This is a genomic window from Streptomyces sp. NPDC111606 (assembly GCF_055656945.1).
In genome coordinates this window covers 164,250-183,843 of the sequence record NZ_JBVKBY010000007.1, presented here as the reverse complement: position 1 = coordinate 183,843, position 19,594 = coordinate 164,250, and the positions used below count along the sequence as shown (strand labels likewise).

Genomic DNA, 19,594 nt, shown 5'->3' with positions numbered 1-19,594 from the left:
AGTTCCGCAGGTCGGCCATGCCGGGAGCCGGTTGTGGCCGCTGCCACACGAGTGGGTGACGGGGCCGGTCAACCGCGCCCGTCGGCCGGAGACAGCTCGGATGACTGCGGGGTGTTCCGGGGTGGTGAACGGGGCAGTGATCCGTTCACTCCCCCATGCAAGGGGGCTGCGGGCGCCCCCGCCGCACGCCGTAAGGTTGGGTGGTCAGGCGAGGGCACGTCGGAAGGAGGCGCTGGGTGATCGAGCTCGAGGGGGTTCCCGAGCTGATCGACCCGGTCATGGTGGCCGCGTTCGAGGGCTGGAACGATGCCGGCGACGCCGCCTCCACCGCGGTCGCGCATCTGGACAGGGAGTGGAAGGGCGAAGTGTTCGCGGCGCTGGACGCCGAGGACTACTACGACTTCCAGGTGAACCGCCCCACGGTGTGGATGGACGACGGAGTGCGCAAGATCACGTGGCCCACGACAAGGCTGTCGGTGGTCCGCATCAGCGGCGAGAAGCCGCGTGACCTCGTACTCGTCCGAGGTATCGAGCCATCCATGCGCTGGCGCTCGTTCTGCAACGAGCTCCTCGGCTTCGCGCACGAGCTGGGCGTGGAGCTGGTGGTCATCCTGGGCGCTCTGCTCGGCGACACCCCGCACACGCGTCCGGTCCCGATCAGCGGGACCACGTCCGACTCGGATCTGGCCCGCCGCATGGATCTGGAGGAGACCAAGTACGAGGGCCCGACGGGCATCGTCGGCGTCCTCCAGGAGGCGTGCACGCACGCCGGCGTACCCGCGGTGTCGCTGTGGGCCGCCGTACCGCACTACGTCTCGCAGCCGCCCAACCCGAAGGCGACGCTGGCCCTGCTCAACCGGCTCGAGGACCTGATCGACGTACGCATCCCGCTGGGCGAGCTGCCCGAGGACGCGCGCGCCTGGCAGGTCGGCGTGGACCAGCTGGCCGCCGAGGACAGCGAGGTCGCGGAGTACGTGCAGTCGCTGGAGGAGGCCCGGGACACGGCGGAGCTGCCGGAGGCGTCGGGCGAGGCGATCGCCCGCGAGTTCGAGCGGTATCTGCGCAGACGGGACCCGTCGGCGGGCGGGCACGCCACGGCGGACGGCGGGGACGCCGGACCCTTCCTGAAGGACAACCCGGGCGGCCGGACGAAGCCGCCCAAGCCGCCGAGGCCGAGCGGCACGGACGACGACGAGTCGTCGGAGGAGTGAGGACGAGGGCGGTGCGCCGAGCGCACCGCCCTCGCTCGCCTCAAGGGGACGGAACTCGTCAGGCCGGCACGGAGATCACGTCGTACGTCGTCTCCGGTGCCGGCGTCGTGGTGAAGCGCGCGTTGGGCAGGTAGAGGCGGCCCTTGTACGCGGCCACCGTGGTCGGTACGTCGAACAGCGGGTCGGTGATGCGGCGCTGGAAGGCACCGCTGCGGCCGTCGGCGGCGAGCCTGAACACGTCGATGGCGTTCTGCCGGTTCTGGACGACGTACAGCGTCCGCCCGGTCAGCAGCAGCCCGTCGCCGTTGGTGAGCGGGGCCGCGTCGCCGAGGTCGACCAGCTCGGTGACGCCGGTGCGCGGGTTCACGCGGTGCAGGCCGCCCACCCCTGACTGCACCACCAGCAGCGCGGAGCCGTCGGGGGTGCCGGTGATGCCGTTGGCGTTGACGACCTCGCCGGGGACCTGGCTCCAGGCCCCGCTCAGGGTGAGCGTCACGACCTCGTCCGCGTCCGGCAGTTCGCCGCGCCGGCCGAGCGGCAGGACGTGCAGCGCGGGCTGGTAGGAGTCCGTGAACCAGGCCGTGCGCGAGGTCAGGAACACGTCGTTGGCGAAGGTCGGGGTCGCCGTGGTGAGGACGTACGAGGCGAGGATCTTGCCGCTGCGGGCGTCGACGACGCGGGCGCCCTGGCCGCGTCCGGCGACGAACAGGCGTCCCCGGTGATCGAGTTTGAGGCCCACCGACGGCGTACCCGGCCCGGCCGAGATGACGGACCCCTCGCCGGTGCGCAGGTCGGCTCGGTAGATCGAGCCGTCGCCGAGGGAGCCGAGGTAGGCGTACGGACCGCCGCCGATGGTGATGCCTTCCGGGCGGAAGCCGTTCGGGAGGTGGATCACGGCGGGCCGGGTCTTTCCGGCCGCCGTGGCAGGGGTGCCTGCGGACCCTACGAGTACGGCACCGGCGGTGGCGGCGCCGGCCGTGAGGAGTGCGCGGCGGGTGGGACGAGGTGCGAAGGAGCGGTGCTCGGGGGCCACGGTGCGTCCTTCCGCGGACAGGACCGGCCGTCGGCTGGTCCAACGGTCAACTGACTCCTCCACCCCACCACACGCCGACCGCCCCCGCAGCCGTAGACAGCCTCTCGACAGCGACTGGACACATCTGACCCGATTCCCGCGTGACATCTGTTTCAAGCCGGATTGCACACGTTGCCCAATTCAACTTGATTCCAAACCGAGTTGGCGAAAGCGGTCTGGACGGAACGGCCCGCGAGTGCTTGGTTGTCCACCGAAGGCGCGCCGCACCACCCGCACTTGCAGCCCGCAGGACCGAAGGGAGCGGCAGACGATGAGCGACCAGGCACAGCCGGCGCAGGGCCCGGGAGCGTCCGGGCCGGGGCCCGACGGAGCGGGATTCACCTATCGAGGAGCCGAGCAGGAACTGATCGTCGTCGCCCGACCGGAGGCCCGGCTGCGTGCCCGGGCCGAGGGCGTCCGGTCGGTGGCGGGCGCCGACGTCTCGGCTCTCAACATGTTCCTCACTGACGAACAGCTCGCGCTGGAGCCCCTGTTCGGCAGCGAGGACCGGCTTCAGCAGGCCACCGGCGCGCAGGACGTGCCCGACCTCGCGTTGTTCTACCGGGTGCGCGGCGGGGAGAGCCGCGCCGAGGAGCTGCGCGCCCGTATCGCCGCGCTGCCGGGGATCGACACGGCGTATGTGAAGCCGGGCGCGGTGCCGGCCTCCCTCGGGCGGATCGGGGAGGACGGCAGGCGTCTGAAGGAGGGCACGCCGGTCACGCCCGACTACAGCGGCCGGCAGGGCTATCTGCGGCCCGCGCCCGAGGGCGTCGACGCGCACTGGGCCTGGCAGCGGCCCGGCGGCACCGGTCAGGGCGTGACCGTGATCGACGTGGAGGGCTCCTGGCAGCTCGGCCACGAGGACCTGGCCGCCAAACTGGCCGGCGTCGTCGTCGGCACCCCGCTGACCGACCTCGCCTGGCGCAACCACGGCACCGCCGTGATCGGTGTGATCGGCGGCGACCGCAACGAGTACGGCGTGAGCGGCATCGTGCCGGACACGGTGACCGCGGCCGCGTCCTTCCAGGGCGTCGGCACGGCGGCAGCGATCCAGGCGGCGGCCGACCGGCTGAGCCCCGGCGACATCGTGCTGATCGAACTGCACCGCCCGGGGCCCCGGTTCGAGTACGCCGAACGCGACGACCAGCGCGGCTACGTGGCTCTCGAATGGTGGCCGGACGACTTCGCCGCCGTCCGCCACGCCACCGCCAAGGGCGTCCTCGTGGTCGCCGCCGCGGGCAACGGCGCCGAGTCGCTCGACGACGCCGTCTACGAGCGCCGCCCGGACGGATTCCCCGAGTCGTGGCGCAACCCCTTCAACCCCTCCAACCCGGGCTCCGGGTCCGTGCTGGTCGGCGCGGGCGCACCACCGCCCGGCACGCACGGCCGCGACCACGGCCCCGACCGCTCACGGCTGGCGTTCTCCAACTACGGCGCCCGGGTGGACGCGCAGGGCTGGGGGCGCGAGGTGACGACGACCGGCGGTTCCTGGGACAGGCCGGGCGATCTGCAGGGCGGGCCCGAGGAGATCGCCTGGTACACCGACACGTTCTCGGGGACGTCCTCCGCCTCCCCGGTGGTGGTCGGCGCGCTGGCCGCGCTGCAGGGCATGCTCAAGGTGGCGGGCCAGCCGCCGATGTCCCCCGAGCGCGCATGTGCCGTACTGCGGGCGACGGGTTCCCCGCAGCAGGACGCGCCGGGCCGGCCCGCCTCCCAGCGGATCGGCAACCGGCCCGACATCAAGGCGGCCGTCACTCATCTGGTACCGCAGGCGGTCGGCTCCGGCCGGGCCGAGCGGTATTGGGACGAGCTGCTGCCGTATCCGCGTGAACTTCCGCCCCGGCTAAGGCTGTTCGTGGCCGGTGAGTGGCGGAACCTCAACCATCCGTCCCCGGAGATCCGCCAGGCGGTCCACACCGCCTTCGCGGGGGGACGGCCCGATGTCCGAGTGTGGTTCTCGGACGACGAGATCGTCGGCCTGGTGATCACCGGCTGACGCAGCCCATCACATCAAGGGAAGGTGACACCCGAATGAGCACCACCCCGCAGATGAGTCACATGGGACAACAGCAGGGCCAGCAGTTCCCGAGCACGTCGCCGTACCAGCAGCAGCCGTACGGACAGCAGCAGGGCTACGGCCAGCAACAGCCGTCCGGCATGGGCATGAGCGGTTCGCTGGAGCAGCTCCAGCAGCTCGGCCAGCAGCAGCCCTACCAGCAGCTGCTCCAGCAGCTCGGCCAGCAGTTCGGCCAACAGCAGCCTCAGCAGCAGCTGGGCCAGCAGCAGTTCGCCGGCCAGCAGCAGGACCAGCAGGCACAGCAGGCCGAGCAGCAGATGCAGCAGCAGCTGCAGCAGGTCGCACTGGCGGCGGTGCAGCAGGTCGTCCAGCAGGTCCAGGCGCAGGCGCTCGCCTCCGGTGTGGCGAACGGCTTCATCGACATCGTCCACCCGCTGCAGGGGCAGCCGCATCAGATCTTCCTGCGCATCAACAACCAGTTCCGGGTCCTGAACAACCCGAACCCGCAGATCCACCAGCAGATCCAGCAGGCCTTCGCGTTCGGCCACCAGGTGATCGGCATCTGGGACACCCAGTCGCCGACTGTGCTGCGCAGCGTCCGGATCCAGCGGCTCTGACGGACACCTGAACGTCTGACGGGCACCTGAGCAAACGCGTCGGGGCGCTTCCACCCGTGGGGTGGAAGCGCCCCTGTCGTGTCCGGGGTTGTCCGGGGTGTCTAGAGAGCCACGCCCAACAGCGCGTCCACAGCCCGCGACACGACGCCGGGGGCGCCCGGGTCCGTGCCGCCGCTCCCCTCCTGTGCGGCGGCCCAGCGGTCGACCGCGGCGAGCGCGGCCGGGGCGTCCAGGTCGTTCGCCAGGGCCTCGCGGATCTCCTCGACGAGCGCCTCGGCGGGCGGCCCGTCGGGCCGGGACACGGCGGCACGCCAGCGGTCGAGGCGGGCCACGGCGTCCTCCAGCACCCGGTCGGTGTACTCCCAGTCGGCCCGGTAGTGGTGGGCGAGGAGGGCGAGCCGGATGGCGGCGGGGTCGACGCCGTCGCGGCGCAGCTGGGAGACGAAGACGAGATTGCCCTTGGACTTGGACATCTTCTCGCCGTGCAGCGCCACCATGCCGGCGTGGACGTAGGCCTTGGCCATGGGGAACTCGCCGGTGAGCACCTGGGCGTGCGAGGCGCCCATCTCATGGTGCGGGAAGGCGAGGTCGGAGCCGCCGCCCTGGACGTCGAAGCCCATGCCGAGGTGGTCGAGGGCGATGGCGACGCACTCGATGTGCCAGCCGGGCCGCCCGCGTCCGAGCGAACCGCCGTCCCAGCTGGGCTCGCCCGGGCGGGCGGCCATCCACAGCATCGGGTCGAGCGGGTTCTTCTTGCCGGGCCGCTCCGGGTCGCCGCCGCGCTCGGCGGACAGCAGCCGCATGGCGGCGGCGTCGAGGTTGGACACCTTGCCGAAGTTCGGGTCGGACTCGACGGAGAAGTAGACGTCGCCGTCGAGTTCGTACGCGGCACCCGCGTCCCGCAGTCGCTCCACGAGCGGCACGATGCCGGGTATCGCCTCGACCGCGCCGATGTAGTGCTGCGGGGGCAGCATGCGCAGGGCGGTCATGTCCTCGCGGAAGAGGGCCGTCTCCTTCTCGGCGAGGGCGGCCCAGTCGATGTCGTCACGCTCGGCCCGCTCCAGGAGCGGATCGTCGATGTCGGTGACGTTCTGGACGTAGTGAACCTGCCGCTTGGTGTCGAGCCACACGCGCTGCACGAGGTCGAACGCGTTGTAGGTCGCCGCGTGCCCCAGGTGGGTGGCGTCGTACGGCGTGATGCCGCAGACGTAGATACGGGCGACGGGACCGGGGTCGGGGCTGACCAGGCCCCCGGTCGCGGTGTCGTGGATCCTCAGGTCGCGGCCCTGACCGGGCAGGGCGGGGACCTCAGAAGCGGGCCAGGCATACATGTCATGAGCCTAACCGGACGGATGTTCCGTACACGAACCGGACCAGGCCGGATGGCCGGTAAGGCGTTCTTGCGCGATGCCGGCCACTGTGCTGCACGCGATACCGGAGAGTGTGCTCCTACACGGGCGGCCAGGGAATGGCCGGCCACTCCCCGCTCGGCTCCGGATGCTTCCCGGACGTCAGCAGCGCCTCGACACGAGCGCGCGTGGCTTCCACCTCGGCGGTCGTGATCAGCCCGGCCAGGCGTACGGCAAGCTCACCGCCCGCCTCCAGCCCCTTGCGCAGGGAGCCGAGCACCTCGACGGCCTCCCCGGTCAGCGGCTCCCCCGCCCAGCCCCACAGCAGGGTCCGCAGCTTGTTGTCGACGTTGAACGTGACGCCGTGGTCGATGCCGTACAGCCGGCCGTCCTCGGTGGGCAGCAGGTGGCCGCCCTTGCGGTCGGCGTTGTTGATCACGGCGTCCAGGACGGCCAGGCGCCGCAGCCGCTCGTCGTCGGCGTGCACCAGCAGCGCGGTCTTCCCGTCCCCGACCTCGGCGAAGCCGATGGCCTTCCAGCCGGGCTCGGGCTCCTCGCCGTCGACCAGGGCCAGCAGCTCGGCCCCGGGCGTGACCTCGATCCACAGCTGGACCATGCCCTCGCCGTACGGCCCGTCCCGCAGCACGGTGGGCGGCACGAGCCCCCAGCCGGTCGCCTCGGCGATCTCGTACGCGGCGACCTCCCGCTGCGCGAGCGTCCCGTCGGGGAAGTCCCACAGCGGCTGCTCGCCGACGACCGGCTTGTAGATGCAGGACGCCTCGTGCCCGTCGCGGGCGACCGTGCAGAACAGCGCCGCGTTGGACGCCTCGCGGATCCGGCCGCGCACGGTCAGCTCACCCTCGGTGAGCAGCTCCACCGAGGTCACGCTCCGCGGCGGTATCCGTTCTGGCGCGGACATACGTGTCCTTCCGGGTCGAGCGGGAGGCTGCACAGCGGACACGGCGGCCGCCCCGCGTTGACGACGTCCAGGGCACGCTTGGCGAAGGCTCGCGCCTGCGTGCCGGTGAGCCGGACCCGGAGCATCGGGGGCCCGTTCTCCTCGTCCTGAAGCAGCCGCTCCTCGGCCTCGGCGAGGTCCTCCTCGGAGTCGGCGTCGAGCTCCACGAGGGCCTGCGCCTCGACGATCATCCGCTGCTCCTCGCCGTCCCAGGCAAGGGCCATGGTGCCGACGCGGAACTCCTCCTCGATGGGGGTGCCCAGCGGCTCGGTGTCGGCGATCTCGGAAGGCGCCATGGCGGGGACGGAGGCGCTGCCGCCACTACGCCGTACGACCTCGTCGAGCAGCTCGTCCATGCGCTCGGCGAGGGCGGCGACCTGGGTCTTCTCCAGGGCCACGCTGGTCACCCGGGAGCCTGCGGTGGCCTGGAGGAAGAACGTACGGCGCCCGGGCAGTCCGACCGTACCGGCCACGAAGCGGTCCGGGGGGTCGTAGAGGAACACCTGACGGGACACGTCCTGTCTCCATTGGAATCGTGAGTACGGCGAATCGTGGGTCGGTGCAGTCGTGAGTACGGCGCTGCTTCGACCGCTTCACCCTACTGCGCCGGACGATCACGGTGCGCCCGCGCCGCCCCCGACCGTCGCGTCACCGGCCGGCGGCTCCTCGCGCGGGGCGAGGGACGCGAAATCACCGGTGTCGCCGAGGCGTACGAGAAACGGCCTCAGGCGTGTGTAGCGGATCGCGGTGATGGAACACGGTTCAACGGAAATCCTCTGGAAGAGGTCGAGATGAAGACCCAGTGCGTCCGCGACGAGGGACTTGATGATGTCGCCGTGCGAGCACATCAGGTACACGGCGTCGGCACCGTGATCGCGCTCCACGCGCGCGTTCCACTCGCGTACGGCCTCGGCGGCCCGGGTCTGCATCGCCCGCATCGACTCACCGCCCGGGAACGCGGCCGCCGACGGGTGCGCCTGGACGACCTCCATCAGCGGCTCGTCCTTGAGTTCGGCGAGCTTGCGGCCGGACCAGTCGCCGTAGTGGCACTCCCCGATCCGCTCGTCGGTGTGCGCGGTGAGTCCGGGCCGGGCTTCGAGGAGCGGCCGCATCGTCTCCTGACAGCGCTGGAGCGGGCTCGTGACGACCTCGGACAGCGGCAGCTCGGCGAGCCGTCCGGGCAGTGCGGCGGCCTGCTCGGCCCCGCGCTCGTCGAGGGCGACACCGGGCGTCCAGCCGGCGAGCAGTCCCTCGGTGTTGGCGGTGGAACGTCCGTGCCGGACCAGGATCAGCGTGGGCATGCCGCCCAGGGTAGGCGCACGACGGGGTGCGTTCGTGGCCGGAGGGCGGGAGAATACGCTCCGTGATCGTCGACTGCGCCATCTACCGGGACGGGCGCCGGACACCGGGGCCGGGGGACTTCTCCGACGCCCTGGATCTGTGCCGCCTCCAGGACGACGCGTTCGTCTGGATCGGCCTGTACGAACCCACGGCGAAGGAGTTCGACAAGGTCACCGAGGAGTTCGGACTGCATCCGCTGGCCGTGGAGGACGCGCTCAACGCGCACCAGCGTCCCAAGCTGGAGGTGTACGACGACTCGCTGTTCATGGTCCTCAAGCCGGTCGATTACGAGCCGGACAGCGACGTGGTCACCTCCGGCGAGGTGATGGTCTTCATCGGCGACTCGTTCGTGGTGACCGTCCGGCACGGCCAGGAGGCGCCGCTGGGGGCGGTGCGGCGCCGTCTGGAGCACGAACCGGAGATGCTCCGGCACGGTCCCACGGCGGTGCTGTACACGATCGCCGACGCCGTGGTCGACCACTACGTGGACGTGGCGGACGAGTTGGGCACGGACCTGGCGGAGCTGGAGGCGGAGGTGTTCTCGCCGACCGGCGGGGGCACACGGCACACGGCGTCCCGCATCTACAACTTCAAACGGCAGATCGTGGAGTTCCGCAGGGCCACCGGCCCGCTGGCGCAGCCCTTGTCCCGGCTCGTCGGTACGGGTCTGCTGGGCTCGCGGGTGCCCTTCGTGCACGACAAGGCGCAGCCCTTCTTCCGCGATGTCAGCGACCACCTCACGCGCGTGAACGAGTCGGTCGAGGGCCTCGACCGACTCGTCTCGGACATCCTCTCGGCGCACCTCGCGCAGACGAGCGTCCGGCAGAACGACGACGTGCGGAAGATCTCCGCGTGGGCGGCCATGGCCGCGGTCCCCACGATGATCGCGGGGATCTACGGCATGAACTTCGAGCACATGCCGGAGCTGACCTGGCGGTGGTCGTATCCGGCGCTGATCGTGGGCATGGCCGCCCTGGAGGTGCTGCTGTACCGGCTGTTCAAACGCCGGGGCTGGCTGTAGGGACCGGATGCGGTCAGGCGAACTCGGGCGCGGACGTGGCGGGTCCGCCGAGGGCGTCGCGTCGTTCCGGCATCCTCAGGGACACCATGCGCCGCCAGCCCGCGAGCCGCTCCCAGACGTACATGGCGTGGATGCCCGCGGCGAGCACGGCCGCCTTGGGGCGGGACCAGCCCAGGATGCGTCCCATGTGGTCCATGACCGCGAGGCTGACGTCCCGGTAGACCCGGATCTCGGCGAGCGCGCACTCGCGCAGCGTCCGCTGGATCAGCCTGCCGCGTCCCGCTGCCGCGAAGCGGAGCAGTTCCTCATGGGTGTACGCGAGGTGGTTGTCCTCGTCGTTGGAGATCATCCGCACGGCCTTGCCGACGTCCGGGTGGTCGGCGAAGTACTTCTTGAGCATCACCATCTGGTCGGCGGCCCGCTGCTCGGTGACCCGGCTGTGGGACAGGTAGACGATGATGTCCTCGACCGTGAGCGGTTGCTCGGACTTGAGCTTCTCGTGGGCGAGACCGATGCCGTGCTGCTCCAGCAGCATCGTGTAGTCGGTCTCGGGCGGGACGGGGCCGGGTTCGAGGCCGCGCTTCTTCATCAGGGCGTTGAAGATCCGCCCGTGCTTGTCCTCGTCCGCCCCGTGCCGGGTGATCTTGGGCGCGAGCGGGCGCTGGCTCTCCGGGACGAGCGCGGCGATACGCGCGTTCTCCCAGCCGCCCTGGGACTCGCCGCTGGCCGCGATGGAGCAGAACAGGCGGAAGGATTCGTCGTTGTCGATGATCTCCTGGAACAGACTCTTGGCCGAAAGCATCGTGGGGCACCTCTCTGCAGGACGCCGCAGGATTCCGCAGAGAACGAGTCAAATGCGGTAAGAGAGGTGCTGCAACAGCTGTGTCGGACAACTCCGCCAAAAGAATGACGATCGGGGTCACGACGCGGGCGTAACCGCGTGGACACGCGCGCGTTGTTCTGCATGACGGCCGTGGCGGGGAAGACCCCCGAGCCCCCACCACGGCCGCTGAAACTTGGCAGGTCCTACGGTCTGCCGGTGACGCCGGGCGTCACGCGAGCCCGGCGCGCTCCAGGGCCTCGGTGCCGGCGCGGAGCGAGGCGAGCCGCTCGTCGAGCGTGAAGCCCGCGGGAGCCAGCGACAGGGTCGTGACCCCGGCCGCCGCGTAGGCCTTCATCCGGTCCGCGATGCGGTCGACGGAGCCGAGCAGCGTGGTCCTGTCGATCAGGTCGTGCGGTACGGCGGCCGCGGCGCCCTGCTTGTCGCCGGAGAGGTACTTGGTCTGGATCTCGGCGGCTTCCTTCTCGTACCCCATGCGCTGGGCGAGCTGGTTGTAGAAGTTCTGCTTGGGGCTGCCCATGCCGCCGACGTACAGCGCGGTGTAGGGGCGGAAGGTGTCGGCCAGCGTGGCCACGTCCTTGTCGTCGCCCACGGCGAGCGGCAGGGTCGGGCAGACGTCGAACCCGTCGAGGGTCTTGCCGGCCTTCTCGCGCCCGGCGCGCAGGTACTTGATCGTCGTGTCCTCCAGGTGCTCGGCGGAGGGGAAGATCAGCAGGGCGCCGTCGGCGATCTCACCGGTCTGCTCGAGGTTCTTCGGGCCGATGGCGGCGATGTACAGCGGGATGTGCTCGCGCTGGGGGTGCACGGTCAGCTTGATCGGCTTGCCGGGACCGCCGGGCAGCGGCAGCGTCCAGTGCTGCCCCTCGTACGAGAGGCGTTCGCGCGTCATGGCCTTGCGGACGATCTCGACGTACTCACGCGTGCGCGCCAGCGGCTTGTCGAACTTGACGCCGTACCAGCCCTCGGAGACCTGCGGCCCGGAGACGCCGAGGCCGAGCCGGAAGCGGCCGCCGGAGAGCGAGTCCAGGGTCGCGGCCGTCATCGCCGTCATCGCCGGCTGGCGGGCCGGGATCTGGAAGATGGCGGAGCCGACGTCGATGCGCTCGGTCTGGGCGGCGACCCAACTCAGTACGGTGGCCGCGTCCGAGCCGTACGCCTCGGCGGCCCAGCACACGGCGTACCCCAGCCGGTCGGCCTCCTGCGCGACGGCGAGGTTGTCCGCGTCCATTCCGGCACCCCAGTAGCCGAGGTTGATCCCGAGCTGCATGGCCGATCCCCTTACCGATCAGTAACGTCCCTTGTGGGCCCGACCATAGCGCGGGGGACGCCCCGCGGGGAGGCCAGTGTGGCGGGCGTCGCCCCGGAGGCGGCGGCACGGCCGTCGGTTTCCCCGGTCACCGTCCGGAAAACTGGTTATCCACAGGCCCCCACATGGCAGGTTCTGGCCAGTAATCTCGGCGTTCATGGAGCAGAGGCATCTCGGCCGCACCGGCCTGCGCGTGTCCCGGATCGGGCTCGGCACCCTCACGTGGGGCAGGGACACCGACGAGCACGACGCGGCCGACCTCTTGAAAACCTTCTGGGAGGCGGGCGGCACCCTCGTCGACACGGCCGACGTGTACGGCGACGGGGAGGCCGAGTACCTGCTCGGCCGGCTCATGGAGGGGCTCGTCCCGCGCCGGGACCTGGTCATCTCGACGAAGGCGGGCAGCGTTCCCGACCCGGATCGCCGCTTCGACGGCTCGCGCGGCCATCTGCTCTCCGCGCTGGACGCCTCACTGGCCCGGCTCGGCACGGAGTACGTCGACGTCTGGCACATCCACGCCTTCGATCCGTACACGCCGCTGGAGGAGACCCTCCAGGCCCTCGACCTGGCCGTCAGCAGCGGGCGCGCCCGCTATGCCGGTGTCTCCAACTTCTGCGGCTGGCAGCTCGCCAAGGCGGGGACCTGGCAGCTCGCGGCGCCGGGCATACGCACCCGGCTGGCGAGCACACAACTGGAGTACTCCCTGCTCCAGCGGGGCGTGGAGCGCGAGGTGTTGCCGGCCGCGCTGGACCTGGGCATCGGCATGCTCCCCTCCTCCCCGCTCGGCCGGGGCGTCCTGACCGGCAAGTACCGCAACGCCACGCCGCCCGACTCACGGGGCGCCTCGGAGCATCTGGCGCCCTTCGTCGCGCCGTACCTCGACGACACCGCGAGCCGCATCGTGGACGCCGTGCAGACGGCCGCCGACGGGCTGGCCGTGACCCCGCTGCAGGTCGCCCTCGCCTGGGTCCGCGACCGCCCCGGCGTGGCCGCGCCCATCATTGGTCCGCGCAACGCGCAGCAGCTCACGGCGGCATTGTCAGTGGAGGCCCTTAGTCTTCCTGACGAGATCTGCCGGGCGCTCGACGATGTGTCGGCGCCCGTGCACCGCTATCCCGATCACGACTGGAGCACGCTGTGAGCACGGAGCCGCCCGAGACCACGGGGAACACCGAGCCGGGGCCGACGAGCGCCGGGGGTGCCGGGGAGCGGCCTGCCGGGGAGGCGGGGACCGACAGGGGCGACGCGGTGGACCAGGGCTCCGACGCCGGGGCCGAATCGGCCTCGGGAAAGCGCCAGGCCTCGGAAGGCGAAGGCCCTGCCCTCGAGGCGGACGGCGGCGACGGGGAAGGCGGCGATGAGGAGGCCGCCGACCAGGACGCCGCAGCCAAGGAGGGCGACGGCGGCGACGGGGCGCAGTTGTCGGAGGCCGAGGCCGAGATTGCCGCTCAGCGCATCGAGCGAGAGCGGATCGAGCGGCGCAAGGCCGAGCGGCAGGAGCCCGTGGAGAGCGGGGCCAAGCTCAGCGGGAAGGCCGCCGATCTGCTGGCCGCCGTACGGGCCGTGGAGAGCGGCGCGAAGCCGTCGGCCACGGTCTTCAGCGAGCCGGAGCCCCCGCGCCGTCCCGCCCCGGAACCGGTGCGCCCGCCGCGGCCCGTGGCGGCCGACGCGGCCGCGGCTCCGGCGCAGGAGGCTGTCGAGTCCGTGCGGCAAGTACTGGCCGACAGTGGTGCGCCGGAGGCTCTCGCCCCGCAGGCCGCCGCGACCCTCGGCGAGGGCGCGGGTGACCAACTGCGCGCGGATCCCTGGCAGTTGCTGCGGATCGGCGGTGTACGACCGGAGCAGGCCGACGGGTTCGCACGGGCGCTGCTCGGCGCGGAGTGCGGACCCGACGACGAGCGGCGCGGCCGGGCGGTCACCGTCTGGCTGCTGGAACAGGCCGCGCTGGCCGGGCACACGGCCCTGGAACTGGCGACGCTCACCGCCGCGCTGAACCAGCGGGGTGTGCCCGACGCCGATGCGGCCGTGCAGAACACCCTGGCCGAGGGCGAGGCCCTGGCCTTCCAGGACGCCCTGGACGCGCCCGGCGCCCCGGCCCGGCAGGACGACGAGGCCGAGGAGGGGGACGAGGAGCGGCCGGTCCGTGTCCTCGTCGGTCTGGAGCGGTACGCCCTCGCGGAGGAGAGCCTCGCCGACGGACTCGCCCGCCTGATCAACTCGGCGCCGAAGCAGGACGGTTCGGCCGAGGACTGGGAGCGAGCCGCGGCCGACGCGGGCACCGCCGCCGACCTGGTCCGCGCGGTGGCGACCCACGGCCTGGTCCTCCACACCGGCGGGGAGGCGTCCCTGTCCGAACCGGCGACGCTGCTGCACGCGGCGCGGGCTCTCGGGCTGCGGGCCTGGGCGGCCACCCACAGCCCGATCGGGCGGAGCCGCTTCGCCGCACGGCTGAGCGAAACCGGCGCACCCGGCGTCGCCACCGTGGCCGGTCTGCTCTCCGGTGCCGAAGGGCCGGGCCGGGACGCGGACGGTGCGTTCGACCTCGATCTGCTCGTCGTACTGGACGCACCGCAGGTGGATGTCGAGACGGCCGCTCTGCTCACGGAGTCGTTGCCGGACGGGGCCCGGCTGGTGCTGGCCGGGGATCCCGCGGTGCTGTGGTCGGCGGGGCCCGGGCGGGTGTTCGCCGACCTGCTGGCGGCACGGAGCTGTCCGCAGATCGCCTCGCGGCAGCCGGATCCCGGCCCGCTGGGCGAATTGGTGTCCGGAATCGGCATCGGTGAGCTCAACCAGGTCGAGGCGCCCGGCAAGGAGGTCGTGATCGTGCCGGTGCGGGACGCGGGCGAGGCCGTGCACCGCACCGTGCAGCTCGTCGCGGACTCGGTGCCGCGCGCGCTCGGCGTGCCCGCCGAGGAGACCCGTGTGATCACGCCGGGCCACGGCGGCGCGGCCGGCACGCGCGCGCTCAACACCGCCCTCAAGGAGCGGCTCAACCCCGGCCCCGGCCGCTTCGGCGGCTTCGACCCCGGTGACCGCGTGGCCTACTCCCCCGCGCCGGGCCGTACGGTGCCGGGTCAGGTGGTGAAGGCCGACGCGGAGGGGCTGCACCTGTCCTGCGAGGGCGAGGCCGTCGTCGTGCCGAAGGAACTTGTGGAGCAGTGCGTACGGCACGGCTGGGCCCTGACCGCACACCAGGCTGCGGGTGCCCGCTGGCCCGCGGTGGTCGTGGTGCTCCCCGGCGACGCGGCCCAGGCCCTGAGCCGCCCCTGGGTCTACACGGCCTTCAGCCGCGCCGACCGCCACCTCTCCGTGGTCCACGGCGTGGAGCAGGCCCTGCCCCGAGCCGTCGCCGAGGTCCCGGCGAAGCCGCGCACGACCCGCCTCCCCGTCCTGCTCAGCACACAGGTGCCGGCGGCGGGCTGACCGGTCTCGGTCGCCCCGGAGGCGCGGGGGCCGCGCACACGAAGGCGGCGGCGGTCACGGTGTGTTCATCCGTGACCGCCGCCGTCTCGAAACGACCGTGCCCCGCGTCGGTAGTCGCCTCAGCGATCCCTCAGCGATCCGCGTCAGCGATCCGCGTCCAGCGGCTCCAGATCGTCTTCCTCGTCCAGATCCCTGTCGAGCTCGTCCTCGAGGTCGTCGTCACCGTCGCCCTCGTCGGCATCCTCGTCACCGTCCTCCGCCTCGTCGACGTCGTCCAGGTCCTCGTCGAACACCGTGCTGACGTCGAAGCGGCAGACCACCCGCTGCGGATCGACGCCCTCGAAGGGCGCCTCCAGCCATTCCCCGGGTTCGGGCTGCTCGTCCGACGCGGTCACCCAGAGCGTGGAGTCGCCCTCCTCCAGGCCGAACTCCTTGTGCCGGGAGGCGATCTCGTCCGGCTCGAACTCGCCGAACAGGATGCCGAGCGCCCCGTGCACCGTGCCGGAGGCATCCGCGTCCGTACCGTCGTCGTAGTCCGCCGCCTCGATCCGCTCGGCATGCGCCCGCAGTCGCTGCGGCTCCACGACGACGTAGTCGCGGCGGATCAGCACGCTCACAGCGTTCGGTTCCTCGGGTCCCGTGTACGGCGGCAGGGCGTCCTCCGTACCGGGGATCTCGAAGGGCGTGACCTCGTCGTAGCGGTCGTAGAGCAGCTCGTCGTAGACCTCGGCGGCTGCGGCCAGCTCGTTGAACGCCTCATAGACGGCCGGGTCGTCCTCACCCGACCGACGTTCGACCGCGGCCAGGTGACGGTCGAGCGCGGTCTTGACCGCCTCGGCGGCGGCGCGTACCTCGGCAGCGGTGGGCTGCACAGCATCAGACATAGTGCAGACGCTATCCGTACCGGGCCCCAGCCCGCACAATAGATGCGATGCCGGAATACGAATTTGTCGACGTGTACGTGCCGCGCGGGGTCTCCCGCAAGGACGCCACACGCCTGCTGACGGACCATGCCGAGTACGGACACTGGGAGTTGGACCGCCTGAGCCTGCTGCGCGACGGCAGCCGCAGGGTGCGGCTGCGGCGCCGGATCATCCGACAGGTGCGGGCCACATGGTGAGCTGAGAGGCCACACAGCGAGACACGGGCCGCAGACGGACAGGACAGCAGAAGAGGAAACACACGGAGCGGGCCCCGCCGAGGCGGGGCCCGCTCCGTTGCGTGCCGGACGCCTACGTCCTATGCCGAGGGCCGTGCCTTGCGGTATAGCACCGCGCCCGCGAGCAGCGCCCCCGCACCGACCGGCAGGGCGAGGCCCATCGGCAGGTCGACACCGGTCTGGGCGAGCTCGGCGTCGCCCTGGGGCTGGGTGACGAAGTGGGCGCCCGGGTGGTTGCCCTGCGAGGAGCCGCCCGGAGTCAGGCCGCCCGTGCCGGGCGGCGTGCCCGGTGAACCGGGGTTGCCCGGCTCAACGGGGTTGCCCGGGTTACCCGGCTGCTCGGGGTTGCCGGGGTTCTCCGGGTTTCCGGGGTTCCCAGGGTTGCCCGGCTGCTCGGGGTTGCCGGGGTTGCCGGGGTTGCCCGGCTGTTCCGGCGACCCGGGCGGGTTCTCGTGACCGCCGCCCGGCGGGGTGTGACTCCCGCCGCCGTTGTTGGAGCAGTCGTTGTCCTCGGCGGAGTTGCCGATGCCGATGACGTCGACGGTGTTGCCGCACACGTTGACCGGCACATGGATCGGCGCCTGGACATGGTTGCCGGAGCCGACGCCTGGCGAGTCGGTGGCGTGCCCGCCGGCCGACGCCCCTGAGCCGCCGTGGCCACCGGACGAACCGCCGCCCTGGTTGCCACAGCTGTTGCCGCTCGCCGGGTTGAGCACCCCGACGACGTCGACCGTGTTGCCGCAGACGTTGACCGGCACGTGCACCGGCGCCTGCACCGTGTTGCCCGACAGCACGCCGGGCGAGTTCGCGCTGGAGCCGTACGCACCCGACCCGGTCGCGTGGGCGGCGCCGCCCGCGGCGGCGACGATGCCGGTCGCGGCCGCCACGGTCATCAGGCCCTTGCGGGTGACCTGTCGCATTCGCTTGTTACCTGCCTTCGACCTTGTTCCGAAAATACGACGCCGGAAATCCACCGACGCTGTAGAAAAGGCCGGTCGGCCCCGGAGCGCATGGCTCGCGCTCCGGGGCCGACGGGCTCAGCCCCTTTCACGGGGCGAGGCACAACGTCACTTGTTGATGCAGGTGTTGCCGAAGGCGGGGTTCAGCAGCCCGATCACCGAGATCGTGTTGCCGCAGACGTTCACGGGGACGTGAATCGGCGCCTGAACGACGTTGCCCGACAGGACACCCGGGGAGTGCACGGCAGCACCCTGGGCACCGGAGTCGGCGACGGCGAGGCCCGCGCCCGCGAGAACCAGCCCACCAGTGGCAGCCGCAGCGGCGACGACCTTCTTGATCATTATTCCTCCTTGTTGGCAATGCGATCACAAGTAGCTGATCGCATCACCTGTAACGAGGAGGAACTAATAGGGCTACGACCCTATGAGCGTGTTCACTCTCCCCGGGCACGCCCAGTACGTCTGGCCGAATACTGAAGTGTCGTTTCAGTGGCCCAATTCAGGACGCATCGATGAACCTGTCGAGTACTCGGACCCCGAATTGCAGGCCGTCCACCGGCACCCGCTCGTCGACGCCGTGGAACATGCCGGCGAAGTCCAGCTCCGGCGGCAGCTTCAGCGGTGCGAAGCCGAAGCCGCGGATGCCCAGGTCGTCGAAGGACTTGGCGTCGGTTCCGCCGGAGAGCATGTAGGGGATCGCCTTCGCGGCGGGGTCCTCGGCCACCAGCGCGGACTGCATCGCCGCCACGAGCGGCCCGTCGAAGCCGGTCTCGACGGCCTTGTCGGCGTGCACGTCCTCGCGCCGCACGTTCGGCCCGAGGATCTTGTCGAGGTCGGCGAGGAACTCCTCCTCGAACCCGGGCAGGAAGCGGCCGTCGACGTGCGCGGTGGCCTCGCCCGGGATGACGTTGACCTTGTAGCCGGCGCCGAGCTGCGTCGGGTTGGCCGTGTTGCTCAGGGTCGCGCCGATCAGCTTGGCGATGCCGCCGAGCTTGGCGAGGGTGCCCTCCATGTTCTCGGGGTCGAGCTCGGTGCCGAGTGCGTCGCCGAGTTCGTCGAGGAAGGCCCGGGTGGTCTTGGTGACCCGCACCGGGAACTTGTGCCGGCCCAGCCGCGCGACCGCCTCCGACAGCTCGGTGATCGCGTTGTCCCGGTGGATCATCGATCCGTGCCCCGCCGTGCCGGCCACGGCCAGCTTCATCCAGTGCATGCCCTTCTCGGCCGTCTGGATCAGATAGAGCCGCCGCTCCTCGCTCACGGTGAACGAGAACCCGCCCACCTCACTGATCGCCTCGGTGACGCCCTCGAAGAGGTCCGGGTGCTTGTCGACGAGGAACCGGGCGCCGAACTTGCCGCCGGCCTCCTCGTCGGCGAGGAACGCGAGCACGATGTCCCGCGGCGGCCTGCGGCCACTGCGCAGCCGGTCGCGTACGACCGCCAGCGTCATCGCGTCCATGTCCTTCATGTCGACGGCCCCGCGCCCCCACACGCACCCGTCCGCGATCTCGCCGGAGAAGGGGTGGTGCGTCCAGTCGTCCGCGTTGGCCGGCACGACGTCGGTGTGGCCGTGGATGAGCAGCGCGGGCCGGGAGGGGTCCTCCCCCGCGATCCGCGCCACGGTGGAGGCGCGTCCCGGGTGCGACTCGAAGATCTTCGGCTCGAGGCCCACCTCGGCGAGCTTCTCGGCGACGTACTCGGCCGCCTTGCGCTCACCGGGACCCGAGTGGTCGCCGTAGTTGCTGGTGTCGATCTGGATCAGCTCGCGGCAGAGGTCCACGACCTCGTCCTCGCCGGTGACGCCCCTGGCCGTGTCCGTCTCGCTCACGCTGCTTCCTCCCGCGCTGTCGCTGCTGGTGGTTCCCCCTCATCCTCCCCCTCCCACGGTCCCCGCCCAAGACCGGCCGCGGCCCGTCACACACCGTTCACGCCGCGACGGGGGGTGATCGGGCACTCCTCGAAGCCTGGTAATGTTTTCTCTGTCGCCGCGAGGGAAGCCCCGCGCGACAGACACCTTGTCCGGGTGGCGGAATGGCAGACGCGCTAGCTTGAGGTGCTAGTGCCCTTTATCGGGCGTGGGGGTTCAAGTCCCCCCTCGGACACGCGAATGAGTGCGGGCCGTGACCATGAGGTCACGGCCCGCACTCGTTGCGTGTGGGGGAAGTCTCGTTCCGTCGAAGATCACCAGGTCAGCGCCCGCTTTCCCGCGCCCGCGCCGCCCCGAACGGCTGCTCCAAGTGGCGTATCGAAGTGCCCGAACCTAGCTTCGTACTAAAATTTCCGGCTTGTTACGGAGCTGGCGCCGGACAACCCCAGGCAGACC

The 19,594-nt window shown here is 71.4% G+C and carries 18 protein-coding genes and 1 tRNA gene; 8 read left to right on the top strand and 11 right to left on the bottom strand.

Translation table 11 applies throughout. The annotated features are described in order from the left end of the window. The first annotated feature begins 236 nt into the window (after positions 1 to 236). A complete protein-coding gene (locus tag ACZ7M7_RS25260) occupies positions 237 to 1,211 on the top strand; it encodes a PAC2 family protein (RefSeq protein ID WP_383607672.1) in 975 nt (324 codons plus the stop codon). Between the two features lie 58 nt (positions 1,212 to 1,269). Here the strand turns inward: ACZ7M7_RS25260 and ACZ7M7_RS25255 are convergent, their stop codons facing one another. Then, complete coding sequence (locus ACZ7M7_RS25255) at positions 1,270 to 2,244, bottom strand: SMP-30/gluconolactonase/LRE family protein (protein WP_472120454.1); 975 nt, start codon at positions 2,242 to 2,244, stop codon at positions 1,270 to 1,272. Between the two features lie 310 nt (positions 2,245 to 2,554). Between ACZ7M7_RS25255 and ACZ7M7_RS25250 the strand changes: the two genes are divergently transcribed. Both ACZ7M7_RS25250 and ACZ7M7_RS25245 read left to right on the top strand, forming a co-directional pair. Further along, positions 2,555 to 4,279, top strand: a complete 1,725-nt coding sequence (locus tag ACZ7M7_RS25250; protein WP_472120452.1) for a S8 family peptidase — start codon at positions 2,555 to 2,557, stop codon at positions 4,277 to 4,279. A 35-nt stretch (positions 4,280 to 4,314) separates the two neighbouring features. After that, positions 4,315 to 4,917, top strand: a complete 603-nt coding sequence (locus tag ACZ7M7_RS25245) for a hypothetical protein (protein WP_472120450.1) — start codon at positions 4,315 to 4,317, stop codon at positions 4,915 to 4,917. A gap of 101 nt (positions 4,918 to 5,018) precedes the next feature. Here the strand turns inward: ACZ7M7_RS25245 and mshC are convergent, their stop codons facing one another. The 4 genes from mshC to ACZ7M7_RS25225 all read right to left on the bottom strand — a co-directional run bounded on the left by mshC (position 5,019) and on the right by ACZ7M7_RS25225 (position 8,525). Beyond that, complete coding sequence (gene mshC / locus ACZ7M7_RS25240; RefSeq protein WP_383607668.1) at positions 5,019 to 6,248, bottom strand: cysteine--1-D-myo-inosityl 2-amino-2-deoxy-alpha-D-glucopyranoside ligase; 1,230 nt, start codon at positions 6,246 to 6,248, stop codon at positions 5,019 to 5,021. A 118-nt stretch (positions 6,249 to 6,366) separates the two neighbouring features. Further along, the gene (locus ACZ7M7_RS25235; RefSeq protein ID WP_472120448.1) at positions 6,367 to 7,185 is read right to left on the bottom strand and encodes an SCO1664 family protein; all 819 of its coding nucleotides are present in this window, start codon (positions 7,183 to 7,185) and stop codon (positions 6,367 to 6,369) included. Beyond that, the gene (locus ACZ7M7_RS25230; protein ID WP_383607666.1) at positions 7,149 to 7,739 is read right to left on the bottom strand and encodes a DUF3090 domain-containing protein; all 591 of its coding nucleotides are present in this window, start codon (positions 7,737 to 7,739) and stop codon (positions 7,149 to 7,151) included. Before ACZ7M7_RS25230 ends, ACZ7M7_RS25235 begins: the two co-directional genes overlap by 37 nt. 99 nt (positions 7,740 to 7,838) lie before the next feature. Next, on the bottom strand, positions 7,839 to 8,525 hold the full coding sequence (locus ACZ7M7_RS25225) for a histidine phosphatase family protein (protein WP_383629180.1): 687 nt from the start codon (positions 8,523 to 8,525) through the stop codon (positions 7,839 to 7,841). A gap of 62 nt (positions 8,526 to 8,587) precedes the next feature. On the opposite strand from ACZ7M7_RS25225, the gene corA reads away from it, so the two are divergent. Then, positions 8,588 to 9,586 carry a magnesium/cobalt transporter CorA gene (gene corA, locus ACZ7M7_RS25220; RefSeq protein ID WP_472120446.1) on the top strand — a complete coding sequence of 333 codons (999 nt, stop codon included), beginning with the start codon at positions 8,588 to 8,590 and terminating at the stop codon, positions 9,584 to 9,586. A gap of 13 nt (positions 9,587 to 9,599) precedes the next feature. Here the strand turns inward: corA and ACZ7M7_RS25215 are convergent, their stop codons facing one another. Next, on the bottom strand, positions 9,600 to 10,388 hold the full coding sequence (locus tag ACZ7M7_RS25215) for a ferritin-like domain-containing protein (RefSeq protein ID WP_383607663.1): 789 nt from the start codon (positions 10,386 to 10,388) through the stop codon (positions 9,600 to 9,602). Positions 10,389 to 10,638: 250 nt separating this feature from the next. Further along, a complete protein-coding gene (locus ACZ7M7_RS25210; protein ID WP_328428829.1) occupies positions 10,639 to 11,694 on the bottom strand; it encodes an LLM class F420-dependent oxidoreductase in 1,056 nt (351 codons plus the stop codon). 196 nt (positions 11,695 to 11,890) lie between these two features. On the opposite strand from ACZ7M7_RS25210, the gene ACZ7M7_RS25205 reads away from it, so the two are divergent. Together ACZ7M7_RS25205 and ACZ7M7_RS25200 are read left to right on the top strand one after the other, a co-directional pair. Beyond that, complete coding sequence (locus ACZ7M7_RS25205; protein WP_472120444.1) at positions 11,891 to 12,874, top strand: aldo/keto reductase; 984 nt, start codon at positions 11,891 to 11,893, stop codon at positions 12,872 to 12,874. After that, positions 12,871 to 15,156: a helix-hairpin-helix domain-containing protein gene (locus ACZ7M7_RS25200; RefSeq protein ID WP_472120442.1), complete on the top strand. Its 2,286-nt coding sequence runs from the start codon at positions 12,871 to 12,873 to the stop codon at positions 15,154 to 15,156. Before ACZ7M7_RS25205 ends, ACZ7M7_RS25200 begins: the two co-directional genes overlap by 4 nt. A 143-nt stretch (positions 15,157 to 15,299) precedes the next feature. On the opposite strand, the gene ACZ7M7_RS25195 is transcribed toward ACZ7M7_RS25200, so the two are convergent. Then, positions 15,300 to 16,040 (bottom strand): hypothetical protein, encoded by a 741-nt coding sequence (locus ACZ7M7_RS25195; RefSeq protein WP_383607660.1) that lies wholly within the window; start codon positions 16,038 to 16,040, stop codon positions 15,300 to 15,302. A 47-nt stretch (positions 16,041 to 16,087) separates the two neighbouring features. On the opposite strand from ACZ7M7_RS25195, the gene ACZ7M7_RS25190 reads away from it, so the two are divergent. Then, positions 16,088 to 16,276 (top strand): DUF5703 family protein, encoded by a 189-nt coding sequence (locus ACZ7M7_RS25190; protein WP_005485166.1) that lies wholly within the window; start codon positions 16,088 to 16,090, stop codon positions 16,274 to 16,276. A 119-nt stretch (positions 16,277 to 16,395) separates the two neighbouring features. Here ACZ7M7_RS25190 and ACZ7M7_RS25185 read toward each other — a convergent pair whose 3' ends face one another. The 3 genes from ACZ7M7_RS25185 to ACZ7M7_RS25175 form a co-directional block, all read right to left on the bottom strand. Next, on the bottom strand, positions 16,396 to 17,235 hold the full coding sequence (locus ACZ7M7_RS25185; RefSeq protein WP_472120440.1) for a chaplin: 840 nt from the start codon (positions 17,233 to 17,235) through the stop codon (positions 16,396 to 16,398). Between the two features lie 147 nt (positions 17,236 to 17,382). Next, positions 17,383 to 17,616, bottom strand: coding sequence for a chaplin ChpH (gene chpH / locus ACZ7M7_RS25180; RefSeq protein WP_048584573.1), 234 nt, complete (start codon positions 17,614 to 17,616; stop codon positions 17,383 to 17,385). A 157-nt stretch (positions 17,617 to 17,773) separates the two neighbouring features. Next, the gene (locus tag ACZ7M7_RS25175; RefSeq protein WP_383607658.1) at positions 17,774 to 19,099 is read right to left on the bottom strand and encodes a M20/M25/M40 family metallo-hydrolase; all 1,326 of its coding nucleotides are present in this window, start codon (positions 19,097 to 19,099) and stop codon (positions 17,774 to 17,776) included. Between the two features lie 189 nt (positions 19,100 to 19,288). On the opposite strand from ACZ7M7_RS25175, the gene ACZ7M7_RS25170 reads away from it, so the two are divergent. Continuing rightward, positions 19,289 to 19,373: transfer RNA gene (locus ACZ7M7_RS25170), tRNA-Leu, on the top strand. Positions 19,374 to 19,594 lie beyond the last annotated feature (221 nt).

Bases quoted from the DNA above. Each gene is read 5' to 3' on its own strand.
- ACZ7M7_RS25245 (WP_472120450.1), top strand. From the start codon at position 4,315: ATGAGCACCACCCCGCAGATGAGTCACATGGGACAACAGCAGGGCCAG.
- ACZ7M7_RS25205 (WP_472120444.1), top strand. From the start codon at position 11,891: ATGGAGCAGAGGCATCTCGGCCGCACCGGCCTGCGCGTGTCCCGGATC.
- ACZ7M7_RS25235 (WP_472120448.1), bottom strand. From the start codon at position 7,185: ATGTCCGCGCCAGAACGGATACCGCCGCGGAGCGTGACCTCGGTGGAG.
- chpH (WP_048584573.1), bottom strand. From the start codon at position 17,616: ATGATCAAGAAGGTCGTCGCCGCTGCGGCTGCCACTGGTGGGCTGGTT.
- mshC (WP_383607668.1), bottom strand. From the start codon at position 6,248: ATGTATGCCTGGCCCGCTTCTGAGGTCCCCGCCCTGCCCGGTCAGGGC.
- ACZ7M7_RS25210 (WP_328428829.1), bottom strand. From the start codon at position 11,694: ATGCAGCTCGGGATCAACCTCGGCTACTGGGGTGCCGGAATGGACGCG.
- ACZ7M7_RS25250 (WP_472120452.1), top strand. From the start codon at position 2,555: ATGAGCGACCAGGCACAGCCGGCGCAGGGCCCGGGAGCGTCCGGGCCG.
- ACZ7M7_RS25195 (WP_383607660.1), bottom strand. From the start codon at position 16,040: ATGTCTGATGCTGTGCAGCCCACCGCTGCCGAGGTACGCGCCGCCGCC.
- ACZ7M7_RS25185 (WP_472120440.1), bottom strand. From the start codon at position 17,235: ATGCGACAGGTCACCCGCAAGGGCCTGATGACCGTGGCGGCCGCGACC.
- ACZ7M7_RS25190 (WP_005485166.1), top strand. From the start codon at position 16,088: ATGCCGGAATACGAATTTGTCGACGTGTACGTGCCGCGCGGGGTCTCC.
- ACZ7M7_RS25215 (WP_383607663.1), bottom strand. From the start codon at position 10,388: ATGCTTTCGGCCAAGAGTCTGTTCCAGGAGATCATCGACAACGACGAA.
- ACZ7M7_RS25225 (WP_383629180.1), bottom strand. From the start codon at position 8,525: ATGCCCACGCTGATCCTGGTCCGGCACGGACGTTCCACCGCCAACACC.